This window comes from Bifidobacterium aesculapii, from assembly GCF_001417815.1.
GTDB lineage: Bacteria > Actinomycetota > Actinomycetes > Actinomycetales > Bifidobacteriaceae > Bifidobacterium > Bifidobacterium aesculapii.
Genome location: NZ_BCFK01000069.1, coordinates 32,636 through 56,163, shown reverse-complemented (window position 1 = coordinate 56,163; position 23,528 = coordinate 32,636). Strand labels below are relative to the sequence as shown.

19 protein-coding genes, 5 tRNA genes and 1 pseudogene are annotated in these 23,528 nt (G+C 63.5%); 22 read left to right on the top strand and 3 right to left on the bottom strand.

Annotated features, from left to right (window positions below):
- The 7 genes from BFAL_RS09540 to BFAL_RS09510 all read left to right on the top strand — a co-directional run bounded on the left by BFAL_RS09540 (nt 1) and on the right by BFAL_RS09510 (nt 3,403).
- Nucleotides 1-73, top strand: a tRNA-Gly gene (locus BFAL_RS09540).
- 28 nt (nt 74-101) lie between these two features.
- Nucleotides 102-172: transfer RNA gene (locus BFAL_RS09535), tRNA-Cys, on the top strand.
- 44 nt (nt 173-216) lie between these two features.
- Nucleotides 217-291, top strand: a tRNA-Val gene (locus tag BFAL_RS09530).
- A gap of 35 nt (nt 292-326) precedes the next feature.
- A tRNA-Val gene (locus BFAL_RS09525) sits at nt 327-399 on the top strand.
- Between the two features lie 33 nt (nt 400-432).
- Nucleotides 433-508: transfer RNA gene (locus BFAL_RS09520), tRNA-Gly, on the top strand.
- A gap of 363 nt (nt 509-871) precedes the next feature.
- A complete protein-coding gene (locus BFAL_RS09515; RefSeq protein ID WP_236691732.1) occupies nt 872-1,558 on the top strand; it encodes a M23 family metallopeptidase in 687 nt (228 codons plus the stop codon).
- A 30-nt stretch (nt 1,559-1,588) separates the two neighbouring features.
- Nucleotides 1,589-3,403: an AMP-dependent synthetase/ligase gene (locus BFAL_RS09510; RefSeq protein WP_055428145.1), complete on the top strand. Its 1,815-nt coding sequence runs from the start codon at nt 1,589-1,591 to the stop codon at nt 3,401-3,403.
- 98 nt (nt 3,404-3,501) lie between these two features.
- Here the strand turns inward: BFAL_RS09510 and BFAL_RS09505 are convergent, their stop codons facing one another.
- On the bottom strand, nt 3,502-5,544 hold the full coding sequence (locus BFAL_RS09505) for an AMP-dependent synthetase/ligase (protein WP_055428144.1): 2,043 nt from the start codon (nt 5,542-5,544) through the stop codon (nt 3,502-3,504).
- A 199-nt stretch (nt 5,545-5,743) separates the two neighbouring features.
- On the opposite strand from BFAL_RS09505, the gene BFAL_RS09500 reads away from it, so the two are divergent.
- From BFAL_RS09500 to hemW, 14 genes and pseudogenes are all read left to right on the top strand, one after another.
- Nucleotides 5,744-6,901 (top strand): NAD(P) transhydrogenase subunit alpha, encoded by a 1,158-nt coding sequence (locus BFAL_RS09500; RefSeq protein ID WP_055428143.1) that lies wholly within the window; start codon nt 5,744-5,746, stop codon nt 6,899-6,901.
- A 16-nt stretch (nt 6,902-6,917) separates the two neighbouring features.
- Entirely contained in the window at nt 6,918-7,217 is a 300-nt protein-coding gene (locus BFAL_RS09495) for an NAD(P) transhydrogenase subunit alpha part 2 (protein WP_034526141.1), read from the top strand.
- On the top strand, nt 7,218-8,639 hold the full coding sequence (locus BFAL_RS09490) for an NAD(P)(+) transhydrogenase (Re/Si-specific) subunit beta (protein ID WP_055428142.1): 1,422 nt from the start codon (nt 7,218-7,220) through the stop codon (nt 8,637-8,639).
- Between the two features lie 388 nt (nt 8,640-9,027).
- On the top strand, nt 9,028-9,657 hold the full coding sequence (locus tag BFAL_RS09485) for a 50S ribosomal protein L25/general stress protein Ctc (protein WP_055428141.1): 630 nt from the start codon (nt 9,028-9,030) through the stop codon (nt 9,655-9,657).
- Between the two features lie 219 nt (nt 9,658-9,876).
- Nucleotides 9,877-11,004 (top strand): branched-chain amino acid aminotransferase, encoded by a 1,128-nt coding sequence (locus BFAL_RS09480; RefSeq protein WP_055428140.1) that lies wholly within the window; start codon nt 9,877-9,879, stop codon nt 11,002-11,004.
- A gap of 352 nt (nt 11,005-11,356) precedes the next feature.
- Nucleotides 11,357-12,919 (top strand): DivIVA domain-containing protein, encoded by a 1,563-nt coding sequence (locus tag BFAL_RS09475; RefSeq protein ID WP_082440509.1) that lies wholly within the window; start codon nt 11,357-11,359, stop codon nt 12,917-12,919.
- A gap of 80 nt (nt 12,920-12,999) precedes the next feature.
- Nucleotides 13,000-13,641 carry a hypothetical protein gene (locus BFAL_RS09470; RefSeq protein WP_152973628.1) on the top strand — a complete coding sequence of 214 codons (642 nt, stop codon included), beginning with the start codon at nt 13,000-13,002 and terminating at the stop codon, nt 13,639-13,641.
- Between the two features lie 51 nt (nt 13,642-13,692).
- Nucleotides 13,693-13,875, top strand: a pseudogene (locus BFAL_RS09465) (TRIC cation channel family protein); the annotation flags it as partial.
- Between the two features lie 881 nt (nt 13,876-14,756).
- Complete coding sequence (locus BFAL_RS09460) at nt 14,757-14,966, top strand: helix-turn-helix domain-containing protein (protein ID WP_055428136.1); 210 nt, start codon at nt 14,757-14,759, stop codon at nt 14,964-14,966.
- Between the two features lie 668 nt (nt 14,967-15,634).
- On the top strand, nt 15,635-15,835 hold the full coding sequence (locus BFAL_RS11920; protein WP_055428135.1) for a helix-turn-helix transcriptional regulator: 201 nt from the start codon (nt 15,635-15,637) through the stop codon (nt 15,833-15,835).
- Between the two features lie 181 nt (nt 15,836-16,016).
- Entirely contained in the window at nt 16,017-16,781 is a 765-nt protein-coding gene (locus tag BFAL_RS09450) for a trimeric intracellular cation channel family protein (RefSeq protein ID WP_055428134.1), read from the top strand.
- A gap of 208 nt (nt 16,782-16,989) precedes the next feature.
- A complete protein-coding gene (rpsT, locus tag BFAL_RS09445; protein WP_055428133.1) occupies nt 16,990-17,250 on the top strand; it encodes a 30S ribosomal protein S20 in 261 nt (86 codons plus the stop codon).
- A gap of 121 nt (nt 17,251-17,371) precedes the next feature.
- The gene (gene lepA / locus BFAL_RS09440; RefSeq protein WP_055428132.1) at nt 17,372-19,252 is read left to right on the top strand and encodes a translation elongation factor 4; all 1,881 of its coding nucleotides are present in this window, start codon (nt 17,372-17,374) and stop codon (nt 19,250-19,252) included.
- A gap of 297 nt (nt 19,253-19,549) precedes the next feature.
- Entirely contained in the window at nt 19,550-20,812 is a 1,263-nt protein-coding gene (gene hemW / locus BFAL_RS09435; RefSeq protein WP_055428157.1) for a radical SAM family heme chaperone HemW, read from the top strand.
- A gap of 73 nt (nt 20,813-20,885) precedes the next feature.
- Here hemW and bcp read toward each other — a convergent pair whose 3' ends face one another.
- Nucleotides 20,886-21,416, bottom strand: coding sequence for a thioredoxin-dependent thiol peroxidase (gene bcp / locus BFAL_RS09430; protein WP_055428131.1), 531 nt, complete (start codon nt 21,414-21,416; stop codon nt 20,886-20,888).
- 153 nt (nt 21,417-21,569) lie between these two features.
- Here bcp and BFAL_RS09425 point away from each other — a divergent pair, with 153 nt between their 5' ends.
- The gene (locus BFAL_RS09425) at nt 21,570-22,748 is read left to right on the top strand and encodes a pyridoxal phosphate-dependent aminotransferase (protein WP_055428130.1); all 1,179 of its coding nucleotides are present in this window, start codon (nt 21,570-21,572) and stop codon (nt 22,746-22,748) included.
- Between the two features lie 43 nt (nt 22,749-22,791).
- Here BFAL_RS09425 and BFAL_RS09420 read toward each other — a convergent pair whose 3' ends face one another.
- Nucleotides 22,792-23,472 (bottom strand): TetR/AcrR family transcriptional regulator, encoded by a 681-nt coding sequence (locus tag BFAL_RS09420; RefSeq protein ID WP_055428129.1) that lies wholly within the window; start codon nt 23,470-23,472, stop codon nt 22,792-22,794.
- Nucleotides 23,473-23,528 lie beyond the last annotated feature (56 nt).

Sequence of the window (23,528 nt, the reverse complement as noted above, 5' to 3'; positions counted from 1 at the left end):
GCGGACATAGCTTAGTTGGTAAAGCGCAACCTTGCCAAGGTTGAGACCGCGGGTTCGAGTCCCGTTGTCCGCTCTAAGGTCCGATGAGTTGACGACCTTACGGTGGGTTAGCCAAGCGGTTAGGCAGCGGCCTGCAAAGCCGTATAGACGAGTTCGACTCTCGTACCCACCTCGCATCGGCCGAAGAGATTCGGTCGGCCCGTCTTGTACGGGCATGGGCGGTTGGCGCAGAGGTAGCGCACTTCCCTGACACGGAAGGGGTCACAAGTTCGAATCTTGTATCGCCCACCAGGCCGAAGCCCGGGATAATTGAATACATGAGTTTCGGGCGATTGGCGCAGCGGCTAGCGCACTTCGTTCACACCGAAGGGGTCGTAGGTTCGATTCCTACATCGCCCACCGGAATTCGCAGTTTTCGATGCGTCTTCCCATGCGGACATAGCTTAGTTGGTAAAGCGCAACCTTGCCAAGGTTGAGACCGCGGGTTCGAGTCCCGTTGTCCGCTCCATCGCCCCGCTTGTCGCGGGGCTTTTCTCGTTTGTTCCCCCCCCCATGCTCCCGGTTCATGTGCTGGTTGGTCGGCGATTGTGAATGTTTCCGGGGGCTCTATCCACATTCTCTGTGCGGCTGGATTGCCGTGCCCATATGCGTCATCGTGGAAGGTGCACCGTGACGGTCGCGGTACGGCTGCGTCCGGTCGCGACCGTCCGCGAGGACCTGTATGGAGGCGAGGGCGATGGACGGACGGTTTCACCATGACGGTGATGGATGGGCGCACGCGATGCGGCGCAGGCGCGCGGATCTTCTCCGGCGTCGGGAGCGGCACCGTGCGGATCGGATACGGCGTATGAGGGTCCGTTTGGCGGCGGCCATGGTCTTGACATTGGGCCTGGCGATGCCGCTGGCGGTCGCCGTGGGCGGTGACCTCGCCGTCGGGCGTGTTTCGCGACCGGCCCGTGAGAGCACGGTCCCGCGTCCGTCATGGTGCGTGACCGGCATGGATGCTGGCTCGGAATTGTCGATGTGGTCCGTTCCCATGACGATGGTGCCTCCGGCGTCGCTCGCCGATGATGTCGACGAGTCCGGCGGAGCGGCGTGCCGGAGCTCACTGTCCTGGCCGTTGCGCGACGTCGACGTGACGGGCGGATTCGATGCCCCGGCACGACCGTGGATGCCGGGGCATCGAGGCGTGGACCTTGCCGCGCATGAGCATGACGATCTGCACGCGCCGTCGAATGGCGCCATCTCGTTCGCCGGCACAGTGGCCGGCAAGCGTGTGGTCAGCATACGACACGGCGATCTGACGCTCACCTTCGAGCCGGCGGTCACGCGACTGCAGGTCGGATCCGCGGTGACGCGGGGAGAGAGGTTCGGCGAAGTGACACGGGGTTCCGATCATTGCGACGACTCATGCCTGCATTGGGGCGTGAAACGAGGTGACGACTACCTCGACCCGGAACGTATGGTCTCGGCCCACCGCGTGGCGCTCAAACCGGTGTCAGAGGAAGATTCGAGGGAGGGAACGCCGACTGGAACACGCGCACGGTACAATCGTTGACGGCATACGAAGCATCCCAAAGGGGGAGTGATGAGCACGGAATATTCGCGTCCTCTCGAACAACCGATCGACACCGACGGGAACCTGTTCTCGATACTTGAGGAGCGTGCCGCACGCACGCCGGACCGACCGCTCGTGGAATACAAGGAGCCCGGCACCGGTGAGTGGGCGTCGTTCACCGCCGCGGGCTTCCGCAATGAGGTCGTTTCCCTCGCCAAAGGGCTCATCGCGCGGGGTGTCATGCCGGGCGACAGTGTGGCCGTGATCTCCAAGACCCGTTGGGAATGGACGGCGCTCGATCTGGCCATCATGTCGATCGGCGCGGTCACCGTGCCGGTATACGAGACGAACTCCCCGTCTCAGGTCGCCATGATCTTCAACGACGCACAGGTGCGGATGGCGTTCGCCGAGAACGACATGCAGCGGGACAAGATCGAGTCCGTGCGCGTCGAATGCCCCGATCTGGGCGACGTGTACGTCATCGACTTCGGTGCCCTCGCCACCATCGGGGAATACGGGAAGACCGTCACCGAAGCCGAGTTCCTCGAACGTGAGCGGAGCGTGCGGGGGACGGATCTCGCCACCATCGTGTACACGTCCGGGTCCACGGGAACGCCGAAGGGCGTCGAACTGAGCCACGGCAATTTCATCTTCATCACGTATTCGGGCGTTCGCTCCATGCCCGACATCGCGATGCCCGAGCATGCGCGGCTGTGGCTGTTCCTGCCGCTCGCGCACGTGTTCGCGCGCTACATGCAGTTCTTCTGCTTCGCCGGCAACGTCACGCTCGGCCTGTCCGGCAACCTCCGGACGATTCTCGCCGATTTCGCCGCGTTCAAACCGACGTTCATCCTCGCGGTGCCGCGTATCTTCGAAAAGATCTACAACGCCGCATCGCAGAAGGCAGGCGCCGGATTGAAGGGCCGCATCTTCGCCGGCGCCGCCTCCACGGCCCGTGCGTGGTCGATGGCGCAGCAGTCGGGCGAACCGATCCCCTTCTGGCTGACGGTGCGCCACGCCCTGTATTCGCGGCTCGTCTACCGTTCGATACTCGACGTGTTCGGCGGGCATGTCGAATACGCGGTGTCCGGCGGGGCTCCGCTCGACAAGTCCATCGCGCATTTCTTCAACGGCATCGGCCTGCCGTTGCTCGAAGGATACGGCATGACGGAAACATGCGCGCCCGCATCGGTCAATCCGACGTCGGGCTACCGCATCGGCACCATCGGCCTGCCGATGCAGGGCACCGCCATGGCCGTCGCGGATGACGGCGAACTGTGCATCAAGAGCCCGGCCGTGTGCATCGGCTACCACAATCATCCCGAGATCACCGCGCAGCAGATCCAAGACGGCTGGCTGCATACCGGGGACCTGGGATCGATCGACGGCGACGGCTTCGTCACCGTCACCGGGCGCAAGAAGGACCTCATCATCACCGCCGGCGGCAAGAACGTCTCTCCGGGCGAGCTCGAGGCTTCGGTGATGACCTCGCCGGTCGTCAACCAGTGCATCGTCGTGGGGGACCGCAAGCCGTTCGTCGCCGCCATCGTCGCGCTTGACCTGAGCGAGACCAACACATGGCTCGAATCGCAGGGGGCGAAGCCTTGCGCCGACCTGGCCGAGGCCGCCGCCAACCCGATCGTCCACGCCGAAGTGGAGCGCGCCGTCAACCAGGCGAACGAGGCGGTGTCCCGTGCCGAATCGATCCGCAAGTTCGAGATCGTCCCCGACGACTTCACCGAGGAGAACGGCCTCGTCACCGCCTCGATGAAGGCGCGGCGCGAAGCCATCACCGAGCGCTATCGCGACCTCATCGACGACGTGATCTACGCGGGCAAGCGCTGACAGGCGTCCGCCCGGTCATATGGCGAAGCCCTTCCGGCTCCGGGAACCGCTCCCCTGGAGCCGGAAGGGCCTCGCCGCCTCCTATGTGTTCCGTGCCGTCACTGACGCGGCGCGGTCTTCTTCGTGTACATCCGCGTGGCGAGCAGGTTCGCGTAGCGCTTGATGACCTTCGGACGAATCACCTTCATCGAGGCGGTCATCAGACCGTTCTCCTGTGTGAACTCCTCCGGCAGGATGATGAACTTGCGCACGGATTCGGCACGGGAGACCCCCTCGTTGGCCTGATCCACCCACTTCTGGACCTCGGCCCGCACGGCCGCGTTCTCCGCCGCCGCCTCCATGGACATGTTCTCGTCCAGGCCCTTGGTCGCGAGCCACGGGCGCAACGACTCCTCGTCCAACGTGATGAGCGCGGAGATGAACGGGCGTTTATCACCCAGGACCAGGGCCTGCGAGACGATCTCGCAACGCTGGATGACCTCCTCGATCGGGCCGGGGGCCACGTTCTTGCCGCCGGCAGTGATGATGAGGTCCTTCTTGCGGCCGGTGATGTACAGGAAGCCGTCGTTGTCGAGCCGTCCCAGATCGCCGGTCATATGCCAGCCGTCCGGGGTGAAGGCGTTTTCGGTGGCCTCGTCGTTCTTGTGGTAACGGTGGAACACCACGGGGCCCGCCACCTGGATCTCGCCGTCCTCGGCGATCCGCAGCTTGAAGCTCGGGAAGGCGATGCCCACGGAACCCTCATGGAACGGCACGCCGAGCGGGTTGAACGCGCAGGGGGCGGTCGTCTCGGTCAGACCGTACCCCTCGTACACCGGCACGTTCGCGCCGCGGAAGAACGCCAGCAGCTCCGGGTCGAGCGGCGCGCCGCCGGTGACGATCCACCGGGCCCGTCCGCCCAGCACCTCGCGCAGCGACTTGTAGACGAGCGGATCGAAGGAGGAGCGGCGCATGGCGGTGAACGCACCGGCCTTGCCGTTGGCGCTCACCTCCTTCATGTACTGTTGCGCCGAGGTGACGGCAGCGGCGAACAGCATGCCCTTGGCCCCATGACCGGCCTTCTGCGAGGCGGCGTTGTACACTTTTTCGAGCACGCGGGGCACCACGATCATCACCGTCGGCTTGGCGACCTGCAGGTCGGTGAGCAGCGTCTTGATGCCGGTGGCGATGTAGATGCGCAGGTTGCTGGCCACGCAGATGTAGTTGATGGCGCGCGCGAACGTGTGCGCCTGCGGCAGGAAGAGCAGGATGGAGCCGTTCTTGTCGTGCTGGAGCAGGTCCGGCATGTAGTCGCGCAGGTTGAATGCGTCGGTGCAGTAGTGCTCATGCGTCATCTCCACGCCCTTGGGCGCCGAGGTGGACCCGGAGGTGTAGATGATCGAGCATACGTCGGTCTTGCGCAGGGAGTCGATGCGCTCGTCGAGCTCCTCGTCGCTCACCGAATCGCCGTATGCGGCGATCTCGTCGAGACCGCCGGTCTCGATGCAGACGATCTGTTCCAGCGACGGGCAGTCCTCGATGGCGCCTTCCGCCTTGTCCCGCATCGTGGTGTCCTGCACGATGAGCAGACGTGCATCGGAGTTGTTGACGATGTTGCGGATCTGCTCGGCCGAATCGGTGTCGTAGATGGAGGCGAGCACGCCGCCGCATGCCATGATCGCCGCATCGGCGAGATCCCACTCATAGGAGGTGCGGCACATGAACGCGACCGCATCGCCTTTCCTCAGTCCGTAATGCAACAGTCCCTTGGCGACCTTGCGCACTTCGGCGAGGAACTCGTTGGCGGTCTTCGAGACCCATTCGCCGTGTTCCTTGTACGTGTACAGCGGATCGTCGCCCATGCGGCGCGCGCGTTCCGCGTAGATGCCATAGATGGTCGTGTGCTCGTCGAGTGGGGGATTGCCCGCCGTCTCGGTGGTGAGCAGACCCGTCTTCTCGTCGATGTATGTGGTGGTGGGGTAGCCGGGGCCCCATTCGTCGGTGTGCGGCAGGCGGATGGATTCCTCGCGGATGATGTCTTCGTTCGCGTAATCGGGTTCGCCGGCGTCATCGCCGACGGGATGTGCGAAGTCGGTGCCGAGGCGCAACGCCCTGCGCGTGATGTTCGTGGTTTGCTGTTTCAGCGTGGAAAAAACGGACACGTGATGCTCCTTGACCCGGTTCCTTGCGGTTCTGCTATGCCTTGTCAAAACAGCCAGTCTACCGCCCGTGCCGCGACACGTCACCTTACGGTAGCGTAGGAAACCAAGACGTTTCTGGACGATGATCCGACTCCGTGCCGTGTCGTCGGCTACACTGAGCTACGTATGACTGCAACGGCCAATGTCAGAAAGGGCTCTCATGGCTGAAATCAAGGAAGCCACGGTGGCTTTCGGTGTCTTGAACGAGACGTCGGATACGGAATCCCGCGTCGCGCTGACCCCGGACATCGTCACCAGGCTCGGGCGGAGCGGGGTCTCCTGCCTGATTGAAAGCGGCGCCGGCGCCGCTGCGCGATACACGGACGAGGATTACGAGAAGGCGGGCGCCACCGTCGCCTCGCGGGACGATGTCGTCGCCAGGGCCGACGCGCTCGGGTTCGTCGACCGGCCTTCGCCCGAACTGGTCGCGCGGATCGGGGCCGGCAAGTGGATCATCGGCATGCTTGGATCGTTCACCGACGCCGACTATGTGTCGGCGCTCGAATCCGCCGGTCTCGTCGGCATCGCCATCGAGCGGCTGCCGCGTCAGCTCTCCAGCGCCCAGTCCATGGACGAGATGACCTCGCAGAACTCGGTGATGGGCTACAAGGCCGCCATTCTCGCCGCGGACGCGTACGGTTCGTTCCTGCCGATGATGACCACGGCCGCCGGCACGATCCGTCCGGCCAAGGCGCTGGTGCTCGGCGCGGGTATCGCGGGGCTGCAGGCGATCGGCACGCTTCGCCGTCTGGGCGCCGTCGTCACCGCGTACGACGTGCGCCCCGCCTCCAAGGGTGAGGTCGAATCGTTGGGCGCGAAGTTCCTCGACCTCGGGCTCGACTTCTCCAAGGGGCAGGGCGAAGGCGGCTACGCCCGTGCACTGACCGCCGAGGAGCAGAGGCAGCAGCAGGCGGCCGTCGACGCGAAGGCCGCGGGCTTCGACATCGTCATCACCACGGCCAAGGTGCCCGGCCGCAAGCCGCCCGTGCTGCTCACCAAGGCCGGTGTGGACGGCCTGCACCGCGGCGCGGTGGTCATCGACTGCGCGGCCTCGGAGCTCGGCGGCAATGTGGAGGGCTCGGCAGTGGGCAAGCAGACGACCGAAGGCGGCGTCGTCATCATCGGCGCGCCGTATCTCGCCTCCGGAGTCGCGACGACCGCCTCGGACCTGCTCGCCCGCAACGTGGCCGACATCCTCGTCCATTTCATTCGCGAGGGGAAGTTGTCGCAGGAGCTCTCCGAGGAGCTGGACGACGCGCTTGTCGTCGCAGGACGAGCCGAGACGCCCGCCCCGGTCGCCGGAACCGAAGAGAAGTAAAGAGGGGTAAGAGAACATGCCTACACTCGTCGTATCCATCACATTGTTCGTGCTCGCGCTGCTCATCGGCATCGAGGTGATCGGCAAGGTGCCCGCCACCCTGCACACGCCGCTCATGTCCGGCGCGAACTCGATTCACGGCATCGTCATCGTCGGCGTCGTCATCGTCGCGGCCGAGGCCAACTCGCCGCTCGCCTACGTGTTCATCTTCCTCGCCGCCGTGCTCGGCACGATGAACGTGGTCGGCGGCTATGTCGTCACCGACCGCATGCTCGAGATGTTCAAGTCCAACAAGAAGAAGGGGGAGGATAAGTAAATGGCCTCCGCAACCGTCGGAACCATCGACATCGTCGCCTGGTTCGTCTACCTGTTCTCCGCCGTCATGTTCGTGGTCGGCCTGCACTTCATGAACTCGCCCAAGACGGCTCGTAAGGGCAACCAGATCTCCGCGTTCGGCATGGTCGTCGCGGTGCTCATGGCGTTCATCGTGCTGTTCGCCAAGGGCTTCGTCAACACGGTCGCCGTCGTCGTGCTCGTCGTCGGCATCGTGATCGGCGCCGTCGCAGGCGTCGTCTCCGCCAAGAAGGTGAAGATGACCGACATGCCGCAGCTCGTCTCCGTGTTCAACACGGTCGGCGGCGGCGCGGCGGCCCTCGTCGCGTTGAACGACATCCTCACCAAGGAGGGCGCTCCGGACATCGTCGTGCTCGTCACGGCCGGCCTCGGCATCCTCATCGGCTCCGTCACGTTCACCGGATCGCTCATCGCCGCCGGCAAGCTGCAGGGCGTCAAGTGGGTCAAGAAGCTCTCCCTGCCCGGCAAGGGCGCTTGGAACATCGTGTTCATCGTGCTGACCGTCGCCAGCTTCGTCATGTTGTGCGTCCAGCCCGGGCAGCGTCTGCTGTGGTCGATTCTGACCACCCTGTTCGCCCTGTGCTACGGCCTCGTGTTCGTCATCCCGATCGGCGGCGCCGACATGCCCGTCGTCATCTCCGTGCTCAACGCCTGCACCGGTACGGCCGTCGCCATGTCCGGCCTCGCGATCGACAACGTGGCGCTGATCGTCGCGGGTGCGCTCGTCGGCTCGGCCGGCGTGACCCTGTCCATCCTCATGGCGCAGGCCATGAACCGTCCGCTGCTGTCGGTTCTCGCCGGCGGTTTCGGCGGTTCCGACGCGGCCGCCGCGGGCGACGGTCCGGAGGGCACGATGAAGGAGACCTCGCCGGACGATCTCGCCGTCCAGCTCGTCTACGCCGACAAGGTCATCTTCGTGCCGGGCTTCGGTCTCGCCCAGGCGCAGGCGCAGCGAGAGCTCGCCGATCTGGGCGAGCTGCTCAAGGGCCACGGCGTCGAGGTGTCCTACGCGATCCACCCCGTCGCCGGCCGTATGCCCGGCCACATGAACGTGCTGCTCGCCGAGGCGAACGTGCCGTACGAGGAGCTCGTCGACCTGGACGAGATCAACCCGCAGTTCCCGTCCGCGAACGTCGCGCTCGTCGTCGGTGCGAACGACGTGACCAACCCGGCCGCCCGCCGTCCCGGCACCCCGGTCTCCGGCATGCCGATCCTCGACGTGGACAAGGCACAGAACGTGGTCGTCATGAAGCGCGGCCGCGGCATGGGCTACGCCGGCATCCAGAACGAGCTCTACTTCGAGGACAACACGCAGATGCTGTTCGGCGACGCGAAGAAGAGCCTGCAGGCCGTCATCGCCGCCGTCAAGGAATTGCTCGCGTAGCGTCATTTCCTGCGCGATCGGTGCGCGGAGCCTCGCATATGGGCGCGGGCCGACCCTCGAAAGGGCCGGCCCGCGCCTTTGCGTTTCCCGTCGTTGTCCCGGCCCCGTCTATAATTGACTCCTGTTGCTTTGGCAGGCCGAGCCGTTAAACAGACAATCCGGTGGATTGTTCGTAGGCGAGGGGAGCGCGGTTTACCGCGCGACCTTGTGCCGAGCCAAAGCGTGTTGCTTTGGCGAGGGAAAGCACAGTCCCGCAAGGGTCCGTGCCTTCCGTAATCGACTCGGCGTGAATCCGTTCCCTCCTTGGGAATCGTTCTGCGGCGCGTCGTGGCGTCAAACAAGACAGAACGACAAGTGACACAAGTTCATCAACCCAAGGAGACCAGTTATGGCTACCAAGATCGTCCTCGAAGGCGAGATCCGCAACGAGTTCGGCAAGGGCGCGGCGCGTCGCATGCGCGTCGCCAAGCGCATCCCCGCCACCATCTACGCCGGTGGCGAGCAGCCGAAGTTCATCACCCTGCCGATGAAGGAGACCACCCTTTCCCTGCGCCACACGAACGCCCTGTTCGAGCTGTCCTTCGGCGAGGACAAGGCCATGGCCGTCGTCAAGGACGTGCAGCGCAACCCCGTCAAGCGCATCGTCGAGCACATCGACTTCTATGAGGTCAAGGCCGGCGAGAAGATCGACGTCGAGGTGCCGGTGTTCGTCGAGGGCACGCCGAAGGGCGCGGCCGTCGCGTTCGTCGACATCCAGGAGCTCAAGGTCCGCGCCGATGTCGCGAACCTGCCGGAGCGCGTCGTCGTCAACGTCGAGGGCCTGACCGATGGCACCAAGGTGTTCGCCAAGGACGTCGTCCTGCCCGAGGGCGTCGAGCTCGACATCGACGATCCGGAGGAGTCCGTCGTCACCGTCGAGGTGCCGGAGGACGCCACTGAGTCCACCGCCGCCCCGGAGGCTGCCGCCGCCCCGGCGGCCGACGCCGCTGCCGCCGCCCCGGCCGCCGACGCCAAGTGATCGCCGCCGGCGTGAGGCCGGCGGATGGATGTCTTTTCCATGGGAAGGCCCGCGATACGTCTCGCGGGCCTTCCCGTTTCCATTTTTCATAATGTGAACCGGCGCACATCCGCCGGTCGCGGATATGAGAAAGTAACTGACAGCACCGGGCGCCACAAGCGCGCGGCAACCCCTTCGAATGGCCGTGATACACGGCCGGTTGAAACAAAAGAAGCGAACATGACTGAGAACACGCATCACGATCCGGCAGGCCTCGACAAGCTCGTTGAGCCGTTCACCGTACTGCCGAACGAGAACCCCGCCTCCGACGCCAAGCGCAACGAGCTGATCGACAAGCCGGCGTTCGGGCAGGTCTTCTCCGACAACATGACCCATATGACATGGACCAAGGGTGAGGGTTGGTCCGATCGTCGCGTCGAGCCGTACGCGCCGCTCAAGATGGATCCGGGCGCCTCCGTCCTGCACTACGCGCAGGAGTGCTTCGAGGGTCTGAAGGCGTACCGTCACGCCGACGGCTCCACGTGGCTGTTCCGCCCGGATGCGAACGCCGAGCGTTTCCAGAACTCCGCGAAGCGTCTGTACTTGCCCGAGCTGCCGGTCGACGACTTCATCGGATCCGTCGCGGCGCTGGTGCGTCGCGACGCCGCGTGGGTCCCGTCCCGTCGTGAGTACACGCTGTACATGCGTCCGTTCATGTTCGCCTCCGAGCCGTTCCTTGGTGTGCGTGCCCCGCAGGAGGTCGACTACTGCGTGATCGCCTCCCCGTCCGGCCCGTACTTCCCGGGCGGCGTCAAGCCGGTGAGCATCTGGGTGGAGGACAAGTGGTTCCGCACCGGCCCCGGCGGCACCGGCTTCGCCAAGTGCGGCGGCAACTACGCCGCCTCGCTGCTCGGCGAATACAAGGGCATCGAGAACGGTTGCCAGCAGGTCTGCTTCGTGGATGCGGCCACCAAGACCTACCTCGAGGAGCTCGGCGGCATGAACATGATGGTCGTGCACAAGGACGGCCACGTGGAAACCCCGTCCCTGACCGGCAACATCCTGCCGGGCGTGACGCGTCGCTCGCTGATCCAGCTCATGCAGGACCGCGGCATCGACGTCGTCGAGACGATGATCGCCATCGACCAGCTCGTCGACGACATCAAGTCCGGCGAGGTCACCGAGGTGTTCGCCTGCGGCACCGCCGCCATCATCACCCCGATCGGCCGCTTCAAGTCCGAGAAGTTCGATGTGACCGTCGCCGACGGTGAATCCGGCAAGCTGACCGTCGACCTGCGCAACGAGCTGCTCGGCATCCAGCTCGGTGAGATCGAAGACCCGCACAATTGGATGTGGAAGGTGTGCTGACCAAGCCTGAGGATGTCAGCCCCGGAACCCCTTGGAAACGCACTGTTTCCAAGGGGTTCTTCATCTGCAGCTGTTTATACGTGATTGGGTTGAAGACGATTCGCTGTCCATCGATGAGGAGAAACTCCCCGGAAGTCAGTATGGCGGAAGCGTACACTCCGTGTGCCAATCCAATAATCAGGCAGATGCGAGAGCGAGCCGTCCTCATATATTCGACTGCGAATTGCAGATGCGTTATCATCTTCGCTGAAACGCCGATCGAAGCGCCGGCGTGAAGCATCGGCGCGGCCATGGGGCTTTCCGCAAGGCGGGCGGGACCGGCCGATGGGAGCCGTTTTGCGCGGCGAGGAATATGAATCCATATACGGGGATGCGACAACCGCCATGCTATTATGTGGAACAGCATATACGGCGAGGCATCTATGAGAAAGGGATACGGCAGATGGAGACGGGGTTTCCTACAGCGTTCCGCGGTTATGACAAGGAGTCTGTCGACGGATACGTCGCACACATGGCTCAGGAAACTTCGACGCTGCAGCAGCAGATCGACGATCTGAAGAACTCCCTGTCCCAGTTGCAGAGCGACTACCAGTCGTCCCAGATGCAGCTCGAGGATGCGCGCAAGCATGCCGCGATGGCGGAGGAGAAGGCCCAGAACACGGCTCAGAATTCCGTGAAGTATCTGGGCGCCAGTGCCCAGCAGCTGCTCAACGCCGCGGAGAAGACCAGCACGGAGCTCATCGCCCGTGCCAAGAGGGAGGCCGCCGACCACAAGCGCGAGTCCACCCAACAGATCGCCGATATGGTTCAGCAGGCCAACAACGACGTGCAGCTCATCCTCGCCGAAGCGCGCAAGAAGTCGGCCGGGATTCTCGAACGCGCCAACGACGAGGCCAAGCTTCTGCAGAAGAACACGGCGGAGAAGATCGACGCCGACAAGAAGCGTGCCGCCAAGGAGATTTCCGAGCGCCGTAGCGCCTTGGACATGGAGCTCGAGAACATGCGCGAGGCCACGAAGGCCGATTTGGAGAAGCAACGCGCCATCTGGCAGACCACCCTCGCCGCCGAGAAGGTCGAGCAGGCGAAGAACCTCGCCGCGCAGCGTCAGGAAGCGGAGCAGAGCGCCGCGCGTCTCAAGGCCAGCGCCAGCGAGGAGGCCCAGCGTAACATCACCGAGTCCCGACGGCAGCTCGATGAGGCGCGCAGCAAGTCCGAAGCGATGATCAACGACGCGAAGGCGAAGTCAGCGAGGATGCTCAGCGACGCGAACGAGCAGTCCAAGCAGATTCTTGGCGATGCGGAGATTTCCAAGGCCGAGACGCTGAAGAAGGCCGCCGACGAGCTCGAACAGGCCCGTTCCGTGATTACCAAGCAGCGTGAGGATACCTCCGCTGAAATCAACGACATGCTCAAGAGCATCAACCAGCGTCGTATGGAGGCCCAACAGGAATCCGACAACATCCTTGCGAAGGCCAAGTCGGTGCTCGCCAACGCGAATCAGGTGGCGTCCGAGAAAGAGGAGGAGGCGGAGAAGTTCCGCGTCTCCATCGTCCAGGAGGCCAAGGAGACCGCCGAGCAGGAGACGCGTCAGCGTCGCGCTGCGGCCGACCGTGAGATTTCCCGTCTGCAGAACCGCATCGACAGCCTGCGTGATATGGAATCGCAGTTGATGACCCGAGTGAGCGACATGCGTTCCGTCCTGTTGAGTTCGTTCGACACGCTCGACGACGGTTCCGCGTTGTCCTCGGCCGCCGGCCGTGCGCGCGTCTCCGGCGGCGATTACGCGAAGAAGACGATTCAGAACGTACTGGTGGGCGTTGACGCCGGCGGCGACACCGATCCGGCTCTGGTCGACCCGTCCACCTTCGCCACTTCGTCGAAGCCTTCGACGCCCCCTGCCGACAGCTTCATCTGATGGAATGAATGTGCCGTGGGCGCGACGCGTGATGTAGAGATAAGGTTTTGCACGGTGGGATTCGATTGACGGGTGCGTTCGTGGACGATACGCAGACTCAGACTACGGGAGAGGAGGAGAGGTCCGGTTCATCCCTCGATGAGACGGACCTCAGTTTCGTCCTGCCTGATCTCGACGAGGACCTGCATATCGACGTACGGTCGTACATGAACGATTTGGTCGAGCGCGAACGTTTCAGCGAGGCGGGTTCCCATGCCGTCATGTCGGGGGAGAAGGATGAGGAATCCTTCGAACGGATGCTGCATCGTGTCCGTCGCATGGCGGGCGAGTGTTCGGAGTCGAAGGTCAGTCCCGAGCTCACCGCTTTGGCACGTACGATGCCCGACCATGTCATCGACGTCGCCGGACAGGAGGACGGTACGTCGGATGGCGTGGATGCGGCCACGTCCGAAGACGTTGCGGAAAACGACGTAACGTCGGAGGACGCGGCGTTGGCGGGTACGTCCTCGCGCGCGCGTCGGGAACGACGTCGCGCCTCGGCGTCCACGCGTGCCGCTTCCGCGTCACGTCGGGGACGCCATCGTCGCGCCGAGAAGGCTCCGGATGCGCGCAAACGCAAGTCGAGCAGGCATGCTGCGCCGAAACGCGCGTTCCCGGGTGCCGCCGCGGTGTTGGCCGCGTGCGCGGCGCTGTTGGTCGTCGTCTGCGTCGTCATGTTATGACGGACGCCGTTTCCGTGACGGTCACCATTTGGTGACGATTGGAGGAGGGGCATTCAGCTTGCGTTGGAAAGCAATGCGTTCTTTCTCGGCGTGGAATATCTCGCGATTGTCTGTTGCGGTCTGGTCTGCGGTCTCGTAGCCGTGCGCAAGCAGTACGGGCTGTTCGCGATTCTGGTCGTCGCATGGCTCACCGCGTTGGGCGGCGGCGTTCTGCGCAACGAGCTGCTCGGCATCCAGCTCGGTGGGGTCGACGACCCGCACAATTGGATGTGGAAAGTGTGCTAGCAATCGCCTGTTGACGCAGTGTCAAGACCCCTTGGAAACCCAGTGTTTCCAAGGGGTCTCGTCATGTTGACGGTGTGTCGTAATGGTGTTGCTGACGCCATTGCGCAACAAACGAGCGGAATGGCGTGCGAAATGTGCGCATGAAGACGTCCGGAAAGGAGCAACGCGGGGGCGATGGATGGTGCCGAATGCGGCCTGATGTTTGATAACTGGATAGCGGTGGACGCCGATAGTCGTCCAGGTGGGGCGGCGTGGTAGGTTTTTCCCAACACGGAGCGGACGTGATTCCCGCGCGACTGTGTAGCTCAAAGCGACGGCGCTTAATGACAGCGACGGGGCATGTGCCTACCTATGGACGGAAAAGCGATAGCGGGTATCCGGCATGGAATTGCACCCGCTAGTGACGTGAGCCCGTACGCTGGGAGACAACAGAAGGCGGGCATAGCGCACGTGGATACGAGAGAGACAACTCGGGTACTGTGCGGACTGGGATAAACCCCACGTTGCGGAACGGTAGAATCGCCCCACCTTGAAAGTGAGGCCAAAAGAAAAACGTCCACGAATCTGCAGTTCGTGGACGTCCACTAACTAATCCAAAAAATAGATTACCATGAAACCGAGACTCTTAGGAGCATGCGGCAGGTCATGGTGGTGTTCGGCATGCCGCACGCGTCACGCGTGCGTGGTCGTCGTGTATATTGACGATGCCATGCGCGTGCGTGTGAGCGTGCGCACCATCTGACCATGATAGGCGGCGGCACGGGAGACTGTGCCGCCGTATTCCTTGGGTAGACTTGGCCTCACGCGATACAAACGAGGTGAGGTCAAAAATGTCACTGAAATCTTTGCGCCTTAAGCGCGGATTAACACAGCAACAGCTAGCCGACAAGATTGACGGCATGACGCAAGGCCGCGTAGCGGCCTATGAAACCGGTCATGTTGCCGTAGGCAATATGACGCTGGATATGGCGTGCCGTTTTGCTGACGCGTTGCGTGTGTCTAATCCGCGCCGACTACTGGACGATGACGACGAGTCGTGATTGTCCAGGTGGCGCGCCTGATTGTAAATCGCCGGCCTAAACGCCGGCGTCCCGTTTGCCACACGGGCAATGTGGTGTAACCCGCTAGCGGGTGGAAACGCTAGTGGCCTATGCGCGGTCTTTATGGGCGCGGGGAGGCACTCGGCGCGGCGGTTGTGTCGTGCCGCCTTGGCTTCTCGCCTAGGCGTGGATACAAAAAACCGCACATGCTGGAACATGTGCGGTTCAGTGTCCCACCGAAGTGAGGGGGACGCGGGGATAACCCCGCGCCAAACATAACCAAGGGAGATAATACCATGCCTCAGCTGGTGAGTGCAACAGGTCGGATATGGACGGACGAACACGGACACTGTCATGTGGTGGTGTCAGTGGAATACGTCGCTGATTGCGGCGATGAAGTCCAGTCTGATTGATGGTATCGGCGGCGCTTGCGGCGCTTGTGCGTCGTGGGGCGTCGCCCCCTTGGTTTCCAAGTTTTCTATCGGTTGTGTCGTGGCCTATCGACACGCCGGTTTGCATTACCCACGATTATTACGCTATGCTATTAACCATCAAGCCCAATCGGGCGAGACGACAGCTGGTTTGATAATTCAATGGGTTATCCGCTACATGCAAGTATTACACTTTGCTAGTAGTATTGGCTTAGCGAACGAAAGCGAGGTAAGCCAATGGGACTCAAAGAGCTCCGCAAGGCGCGCGGCCTCACACAGACCGCGTTAGCCAAGCAGACCGGGATAGCGCAAACCATCTTGAGCAGTTATGAGACCGGACGTAGAGACGTCCATAACATGACGCTCGATAACGCCTTGCGATTATCCCGCGCCCTTGGGTGCCGTCCAGATGAATTGACGGACGGCTACCCCGACTAAAAAACCGCCGTGAGATTAGGCCCTCACGGCGGTGGTGCTCCAAACAGATTCATCAATTGTGGCGTGCTCAATCATAGCATGCCTCGCGAGAAAAGTGAGGCGCGGGCTGGGGAAACGAGCGGCCCCGCATGTGATACGGTCATGCGCAGAGGGATGTGTGACGATGACGGGAGGGGCTCGCATGACGATGGCGCTGGAAAGCAATGCGTTCTTCATGGGGGTGGAGTATCTCGCCGTGTTCTGCTGTGGACTTGTAGGCGGTCTGGCGGCGGTGCGCAAGAGCTATGACCTGTTCGCCATTCTGGTCACCGCGTGGCTCACCGCGCTGGGCGGCGGCATCCTGCGTGACGTACTGCTCGAGGTGCCGCCCGTCGGCATCACCGATCGTTGGTCCGTGCTTTCCGCGTTGGCGTCGGGGGTGGTCGTCGCCGTCGTCCATCCGGAGATCAACAAGCTCAAATGGTCGATGCTCACGTTGGACGCTCTGGCATTAGGGCTGTTCGCCGTGATTGGCACGTCCAAGGCCATGTACCTCGGCTCATCGGGCATGACTTCCGTGTTCCTCGGCATGGCGACCGCCCTGGGCGGCGGCCTGGTGCGCGACATGCTGCTCAACGACGTGCCGATGATCATCCGTGACAAACACTGGTACGCCGTTCCCTCCGCATTGGGATGCGTGATGACCGTGTTCGTGTGCAAGGGCCGCCTGGCCGGTCTGCTCGACGCGGAGCAGGAGATCGGGCTCGACATATTGGCGATCGTGCTCGTCGTCGCGATGCGCCTTTCCTCCGTGATCTACAACATCAAACTGCCCGGGGCCGTCGAACGCCACAACGTGTATCTGCCCGGCGAACGCCGCTACCTCCAACGCCCGGACATCACTCCCAGAACGGACGGCGAGGAGCCGCGGCGGTCGGCACGTTGGGATGAGGACGACGACGCCTGATCAATCCCGGACGGGGACGTCGGAACGGACCGCCGGGAGAGCCGGGCGTGCGGCGGAGAACAAGGCGGGGACGCCGCGGATGACGCCGAAGAATGCCCCGTCGCGGCGTGCCGACGCTTGCCGCCCGTGCGGCGCGTCGCAATATCCGACCGGCATGCTATCATCTACGTCTCGTATGTCCTTATAGCAAACGTCGTTTGGAGTTACATTGGCAAACATCAAGTCGCAGAAGAAGCGCGTCCTCACCAACGAGAAGGCGCACAAGCGCAACGTGGCCGTCAAGTCCGGCCTGAAGACCGCCATCCGCGCCACCCGCGAGGCCATCGCCGCCGGTGACAAGGCCGCCGCCGAGGCCGCCTACCAGGTCGCCGCCCGCAAGCTCGACAAGGCCGCCAGCGCCGGCGTGATTCACAAGAACCAGGCCGCCAACCGCAAGTCCGGTCTGGCCGTGGCGATCAACGCCCTGTGAGCGTGATTCCGCTTCGCTGAAGCGCTTCGCAAGACCCCGCAGCCATCACGGTTCGCGGGGTCTTTCAGTTCGCGTACACTAGTGAGAGTTTGACTTGAGTAAGTAGTAGGAGGCACGTTCAGTGGTCGCCCAGCACAATCAGCCCGGTTCCACCGATCAGTCGTTGATCCGTAATTTCTGCATCATCGCGCATATCGACCACGGCAAATCCACCGTGGCGGACCGCATCCTGCAGTTGAGCGGCATCGTCCCCGAGCGCGAGATGCGCGACCGCTTCCTCGACCGCATGGACATCGAACAGGAACGCGGCATCACCATCAAGTCGCAGGCCGTGCGTGTGCCGTGGACGTTCGACGGCACCGAATACACGCTCGGCATGATCGATACGCCCGGTCACGTGGATTTCACGTACGAGGTGTCTCGTGCGCTGGCCGCATGCGAGGGCGCGGTGCTGCTCGTCGACGCGACGCAGGGCATCGAGGCGCAGACCCTGTCCAACCTGTACATGGCGATCGACCACAACCTCACCATCATCCCCGTGCTCAACAAGATCGACCTGCCGAGCGCCGAACCGGACAAGCACGCCGAGGAGATCGCGGGCCTCATCGGCTGCGAGCCCTCCGACGTGCTGCGCGTGTCCGGAAAGACCGGTGAGGGCGTGTCCGACCTGCTCGACCAGATCGTCATGGAAGTGCCAGCGCCGCAGGGCGACCCGGACGCCGCCGCCCGCGCGCTCATCTTCGACTCCGTGTACGACTCCTACCGTGGCATCGTCACCTACATCCGCATGGTCGACGGTGAACTGCACGACCGCGAGAAAGTGCACATGATGGGCATCGGCATGACCCACGATCCCATTGAGATCGGCGTGATCAGCCCCGACATGACCCGCACGAAGGCGCTCGGCGCCGGCGAGGTCGGCTACATCATCACCGGCGCGAAGGACGTGAGCCAGTCGAAGGTCGGCGATACGTTGACCTCCGCGCTCAAACCGGCCACCGAGCCGCTGCCCGGATACCGCGATCCGAAGCCGATGGTCTACTCCGGCCTGTTCCCGATCGACAACGCGCAGTTCCCGGAACTGCGTGACGCGCTCGACAAGCTCAAACTCAACGATGCGGCGCTCGTCTACACGCCGGAGACCTCCGTCGCGCTGGGATTCGGCTTCCGCTGCGGCTTCCTCGGCCTGCTGCACATGGAGATAGTCTCCGAGCGTCTCAGCCGTGAATTCGGCCTCGACCTCATCCAGACCGCCCCGAACGTCACCTACGAGGTGACCAGCGAGGACGGCACCGAGCATCACGTCACCAACCCGAGCGAGTTCCCGGACGGCAAGATCAAGAAGATCGTCGAGCCGATGGTTGCCGCGGACATCATCACCCCCAAGGAGTTCATCGGCGCGGTCATGGACCTGTGCCAGGAGAACCGCGGTCAGATGGGCACGATGGAATACATCTCCGCCGACCGTGTGGAGATGCACTACCGCATCCCGCTCGCCGAGATCGTCTTCGACTTCTTCGACCAGCTCAAGAGCCGCACGAAGGGCTATGCCTCGCTCGACTACCATGAGGACGGCGAGCAGTCGGCCGACCTCGTCAAGGTCGATATCCTCATCCAGGGCGATAAGGTGGACGCGTTCAGCGCCATCGTGCACCGTGACAAGGCGTACAGCTACGGCGTGATGATGACCAAGAAGCTGCGCGAGCTCATCCCGCGCCAGCAGTTCGAGATTCCGATCCAGGCCGCGATCGGCTCTCGCATCATCGCCCGCGAGAACATCCGCGCGTTGCGCAAGGACGTGCTCGCCAAGTGCTACGGCGGCGACATCACGCGTAAGCGCAAGCTCCTCGAGAAGCAGAAGGCCGGCAAGAAGCGCATGAAGATGCTCGGTCATGTCGAGGTGCCGCAGGAGGCGTTCATCGCCGCGCTGTCCACCGGTGACGGGTCGAACGACCGCGACACCAAGGACAAGATCCGCGCCGCGCAGAAAACCGAAGGCTGAGCCGGAACAGATTCGCAAAACTTAGGCGGTTTCGTCGTTTCTTAGGCAGGTGACGAATGAATCCCATATGGGGCATGGCGCGTTCTCAAGGGCATTCGCTCTGGTATTCGCAGATTCACCTGCCTAAGAAATGCGGAATCTGCCTAGGAAATGAGAAGAGGTCGTCTGAAATGCCATTTGAAGTGTATATCCATGTGCTGTTCTGCCTGCGGCGCCGAGGCGTGAAAGGCACAGTCCGGTGGACTGTGCCTAGCCGAGGTGAGCGGCTGTGCCGCGAAGGCAACGTCGGAGGTGACCATGCCGTTTGAGGTCTATATCCACGTTCCGTTCTGCCTCCGACGTTGCGGTTACTGCGACTTCAACACGTACACGGCCGTCGATTTAGGCGCGGGGGCTTCGCGCGGCAACTACGCGAACAAGGTCATCCGCGAGATGGAGCTCATGCGCGAATGGCAGGACGCGCACGGCATCGACGAGCCGCCGGCCTCGACCGTGTTCTTCGGCGGCGGCACGCCCACCATCCTCTCCGCAGATGATCTGGTGGCCATGTTGGATGCGATTCGGCGCATCTGGGGACTCGCGCCCGGCGCGGAGATCACCACCGAGGCCAATCCGGATACCGTCAACGAGTACACCATCAACCGGCTCGCCGAGGGCGGCTTCACACGCGTCTCCTTCGGCATGCAATCGGCGGTCCCGCATGTCCTGGACACCTTGGACCGCACGCACACGCCCGAGAACGTCGAGGCGGGCGTGCGCGCCGCCGACAAGGCGGGGCTCCGCTCCAGCGTCGACCTCATCTACGGGGCGCCGGGGGAGAGCCTCGACGATTGGCGCACCTCGGTTGAGACCGCCATCGGGCTCGGTGTCAACCACATCTCCGCCTACGCGCTGACCGTCGAACCGACCACGAAAATGGGCCGCCGTATTGCCGCCGGCACGCTTCCCAAGCCGGATGACGACGACGAGGCCGCCAAATACGAGATCGCCGACGACCTGTTCTCGAAGGCCGGTCTTGAATGGTACGAGGTGTCCAATTGGGCGAGGCCCGGGTATGAAAGCCGTCACAACCTCGGCTATTGGAGGAACGTCGACTGGGCGGGCTTCGGCCCCGGCGCGCACTCGCACTACAACGCGCATGCGGAGAGCACGGGCGTTCCGGGCATGAACGCCCTGCGCGCGTGGGACATCGCGCATCCCCGCATGTGGGCCACGACCATCAACGAAGGTCGTGTGCCGTGGGGAGGTAGCGAGGAGATCGCTCCGGACGAGAACCTTGAGGAGCTCATCATGCTGGGTCTGCGCATCCGCGAGGGGCTCGACCTGAATCGCATCAACCAGGCGATCGCATCCGCCGCCGGAGCCGATTCGAACGGCTCCTCACGGCTCAACCCCATCGATCCCTCTCGGCTTGGGACGATGGTCGATGAGGGGCTCGTCACCCTGACCCAGGGTTCCGGTGACGCCGGAGCCGCTGGTGTCCGCGTCGTCCCCACGCGAAAGGGACGTCTCCTCAATGATGCCGTCATTGAGCGCTTCTTCGAGCTGGCGGGCATCTGACCGGATCTGGCGGGTGTCTGACCGGACATGGTGGGCTGTTATATCCGGTCAGACGCGTCCGGGAACAATCCGGTCAGCCGAGCCGCTTGAGCAGCGAATCCACGTGCCCTTTGGCGCGCACGTTGTACCGCGCCAGAGTGATGACGCCGTGCTCGTCGATGGCGAACGTGGAACGGATGACGCCCACATGCGTCTTCCCGTACAGCTTCTTCTCGCCCCACGCGGCATACGCTTTGTGCACGCCGAGATCCGGATCGGAGAGCAGCGGGAACGACAGGTGGTCACGTTCGCGGAAACGCTGCAGCTTGGCGACCGGGTCCTTCGAGACGCCCAGCACCGTGTATCCGAGCGTGGTCAGACGGGCCATATTGTCGCGGAAGTCGCACGCCTCGGTAGTGCAGCCGGGCGTCATCGCCGCCGGATAGAAGTAGAGGATCACCTTGCGGCCCCGGCCGGTCAGTTCGGAAAGCGAGATCGTCGATTCCGTGCCGTCCGGTTCGACCGCCGGAAGCGTGAAGTCCGGTGCTGTCTGACCAGCTTCGAGTCTGGACGGCAGGTCTTCCGAGGAAGTCTGGTTTACGGTGTTTGTGGTGCTATCGGTCATATGTGTCATCGTAGTCCCGCCGTGGTCCTGTCGATTGTTTCGGTGCTTGGGAATGGCCGTGCCGAAACATGGCCGCGCTACCATCGGCGCCATATTTGCGATACGCAATAACGCAATATTTGCCGTCATCAGTTCGGGGAGGACGCAGCAGCCATGCCGGAGATATCGAACCGCGCCCGCGAGGCGCTGTACCCGTCGGTGCGCGAGATGTTCGAACTCGCCTCGCATGTGCCCGACGCGATTTCCTTCGCGATCGGCGAACCTGGATTCGACACGCCCCGTCCGATGATCGACGCGGCATACCGCGCGGCGCTCGCCGGCGACACGCACTACACGCCGAACAGGGGAGCGGAGGCGCTGCGTCGCGCATGGTGCGCCGCCCGCGAACGCGACGACGGCACGCGCTACGACCCCGAGTCGGAGATCATCGTCACCACGGGCGGCATGGAGGGCGTGTTCCTCGCGATGACCGCCGCGTTGGACGCGGGCGACGACATCCTCATCCCCGACCCCGGCTACGCGAACTACTTCGGTCAGGCGCAGATGACGCAGGCGCATGTCGTGCCGGTGCCACTGCACGAAAGCAACGGCTGGCGCATGCGCGCCGAGGACGTGGAGGCCGCGATGACGCCGAGGGCCCGCGCGCTGCTGCTCAACTCCCCGTCCAATCCGACCGGCGCGATTATCGAGCCCGGCGAGCTTGCGCGCATCGCCGACGTGGCGAGGCGACACGATCTGTGGGTGATCAGCGACGAGGTGTACCGCGCGTTCGTCTACGGCGACGATACGCCATGCATGTCCATCGCGCAGTTTCCCGGCATGAAGGATCGCACGCTCGTCGTGGACTCCTTCTCCAAGACGTACGCGATGACCGGATGGCGCATCGGCTGCGTGTTCGGGCCGAAGGAAGTCATTGACCGGATGACGGTGATGCAGGAGAACGTCGTCTCCTGCGTGCCCGGCGCGCTGCAGACCGGTGCTGTCGAGGCGCTCGAAGGCTCTGCGGACATTCTGAAGACGATGAAGGCCACGTACCGGGCCAACCGTGACATGGTGGTCGATGCGATCGCCGACATGCCGCTTGTTTTCTGCGACGTTCCGGACGGGGCGTTCTATGTGCTTGTCAACGTGACGGAGACGAGCATGAGCGATCATGACTTCGCGGTGCGTTTGCTGAACGAGGCGAAGGTCGTCGTCACGCCAGCATCCGGATTCGGCGCGCGTGGCGCAGGGTATGTGCGATTGTCCTATGTGGGGACACGAGAGGATACGGCCGAAGGACTGCGCCGCATGCATGCATGGCTCGAGGAGCTTGCCGTCTCCCGCCGGTGATCAGGCGTGATGGTCATGCCCGACGATTCGCGGCCGGAGGCGGTCACCACAGGATATCCACCGGGGCGGTGGTCTTGTTGACCTCGATGATCCGGCAGATCTCCTCCGGGCTCTCCTTGCACCCGCGGCGGATCCACAGCCAGATGATCGAAGAGACCGCGGAGACGAGGATCTCCATCGCGTAGTCGGCGGGGATGCCGTTGTAATCGGTCTTCGGTTCGGCGCCGAACCGTGTCGCCTGTGCGACGATGAGGCGCTTGAGCACCTCCTTCATCCGGTCGTAGATCTGCATGTCGTTGCCGGATCGGGAGACGACGCTGAAGAAGGCGTAGTCGTTGCGGATGTGGCGCAGGGCGTCGGCTATGGACGCCGACTGGAACGCGTCGCAGATGGCCTTGCCCCGATGCGGTGTGGTGGCGCTCGCGCCGGGGGAGGCGGCTTTCCGATCACGATCAGGGGAGGCGGCGTCGGTGACGAGGATGCACGTCAGGTCCTCGATGGCGTCGTCGACGAGCTGCTGGCGCAGGTCCATCTTGTCGAGATAGTGCATGTAGAAGGTGCCGCGATTGATGCCTGCGGTGCGGGCGATGTCGCTGACGGTCATCGCGTCAAAGCCCTTGGACTGCATCAGCGTGGTGAAGGCCGCTTTGATCCGGGCCTCGGTCTTCGTGTTGCGCTTTGCCGGCGCGCTCGCGGATACTGGGGTGCGTGTGGTGGAAGGCATGTGGTGCTCCTTGGATTCATGCGGTCGACTGTGGCCGCGCCGTGGGGTCTGCAGGG